Origin of the sequence: Kitasatospora sp. NPDC048296 (assembly GCF_043201815.1) — a bacterium.
Classification (GTDB): domain Bacteria; phylum Actinomycetota; class Actinomycetes; order Streptomycetales; family Streptomycetaceae; genus Kitasatospora.
The window spans coordinates 1-1,726 of sequence record NZ_JBICZB010000201.1 but is presented as its reverse complement, the minus strand read 5'-3'; the positions used below and the strand labels follow the sequence as shown (position 1 = coordinate 1,726).

2 protein-coding genes are annotated in these 1,726 nt (G+C 69.5%); both read left to right on the top strand.

Annotation, left to right across the window (positions count from 1 at the left end):
* The first annotated feature begins 204 nt into the window (after nucleotides 1–204).
* A complete protein-coding gene (locus tag ACGF12_RS38465) occupies nucleotides 205–708 on the top strand; it encodes a hypothetical protein (RefSeq protein WP_393041280.1) in 504 nt (167 codons plus the stop codon).
* Nucleotides 709–780: 72 nt separating this feature from the next.
* Entirely contained in the window at nucleotides 781–1,617 is an 837-nt protein-coding gene (locus tag ACGF12_RS38460) for a transposase family protein (RefSeq protein ID WP_393041277.1), read from the top strand.
* Nucleotides 1,618–1,726 lie beyond the last annotated feature (109 nt).

Here is a 1,726-nt window from a genome sequence, read left to right as displayed (position 1 = left end):
TGAGGACGTTTCATCGTGATTCGTGCAGGTCATCGGCCCTGGTGTGGCGAGCCGTTGGGATGCTCGCGCAGTTCATCACGGTGATCACCGCGCGGAGATCGTCCGTCAGTCGGTTTTGGGCTGTCTTTCCTGGATCTCCTGCACGCTGCGTGCCGGGCCCCCTACTGTGCGAGCAGGGTCCGGTGGGCCCGTGAGGGAGGGGACATGGCTCAGAACCTGATGGTGTGGCTGTTGGAGCGCCGTGTGGTGTTGGAAGAACGCGCTGGGCAGCTGCGCAAGCAGCTGGCCGACATCGAGGCTGAAGTGGCCCGACTGGAGGCCGCTGAGGTCGTCTACCGGCAGTACCAGGAGGACGCTGATGCCGGGCACCCCGACGCCGAGGCCTGGCAGCGGGCCCTGGAGGAGGCCACCGGCGGAGAACCCGCCGTGCCCGCGCCCGGCACGGGTGTGACACCGGGCGCCGCGGGCCAGCTGCTGATCCCTCACCGCGGCCCTGGCAGCCGCCTGGAGGACCTGCCCGCCGACTACCAGGCGATCATGGAGATCGTCGCGGGCGGCGACGGCCAGCTGCAGGCCAAGGACGTGGCCCGTGAGCTGGGGCTGGAGCCTGTGCCGGCGAGGGTGGAGCCGGTGCGCGGGAAACTGCGCAAGCTGGCCGAGCGCGGCTGGATCACCCGAACCGCGGCCGGACGCTACCTGCCCCGGTAACCCGCCACCGGCCCGGAACAACGGCCGATTCCCGCCGCAACACGGCTGCCCCCAATGGGAGTTGGGCAGTTCGTGAAAACCAAGACCAGCCCTGCCGGGGACGCCGCCAGCCTTGTCTACTGCGTCCGCCTGCCGCTGTCCGGCCAGACCGTCAACTACGTGGCCGGCCTGATCCGCGCCCACCGCAAGAAGATCCGTTCCCGCTGGCGCAAGCTGGACGCCGGGCGGATCGCGGTCATAGTGCTGGCCCACCTGCGCAATGACGAGCGGCTGGCCGACCTGGCCGGCGGCAACGCGGTCTCGGCCTCCACGGTCCGCCGGTGGGTGCTGGAGGTGATCGACCTGCTGGCCGCACGCTCTCCCCGCCTGGACCGCGCGCTGGCGAAGGTGGCCAAGGACAGCGGGTGCGTGGTGCTGCTGGACGGCACGCTGATCCGTACCCGGCGGCGGACCGGGCAGGCGAACCGGAAGAACTACTCTGGGAAGCACAAGGCCCATGGCCTGCTGTTCCTCGCCCTGACCGATGCGAAGGGGCGGCTGTTGTGGATCTCCTCGGCCCGCCGGGGCGCCTGCAGCGAGATCACGGCCGCCCGCTACGAGAAGCTGTGCGCGCGGCTACGGGAGTCTCAGCTGGGAGCGGTGGCCGACCTGGGGTTCGTCGGCCTGGACGACGGGACCCAGGAACAGCCGGCGATCATCACGGGCTTCAAGGCGAGCGGCGGCAAGCGCCTCTCACCCCCGAAGAAGGTCGTGAACCGGCTGATCAGCAGCCTGCGGGCACCGGTCGAGCACGGCTTCGCGAGCCTGAAGACCTTCAGGATCCTGACCAAGGTGCGCATGCACCCGCGGCACGCGACCGCCCTGGTGCGGGCCCTGCTGGTACTGACGCACCACCAGGTCGCGCGATGACGGATGATCTCCCCGCGACGATCACCCTGATGAACTGCGCGAGCACCCCAACCGCTCGTCACGCCAGGGCCGATGACCTGCACGAATCACGATGAAACTTCCTCATTGT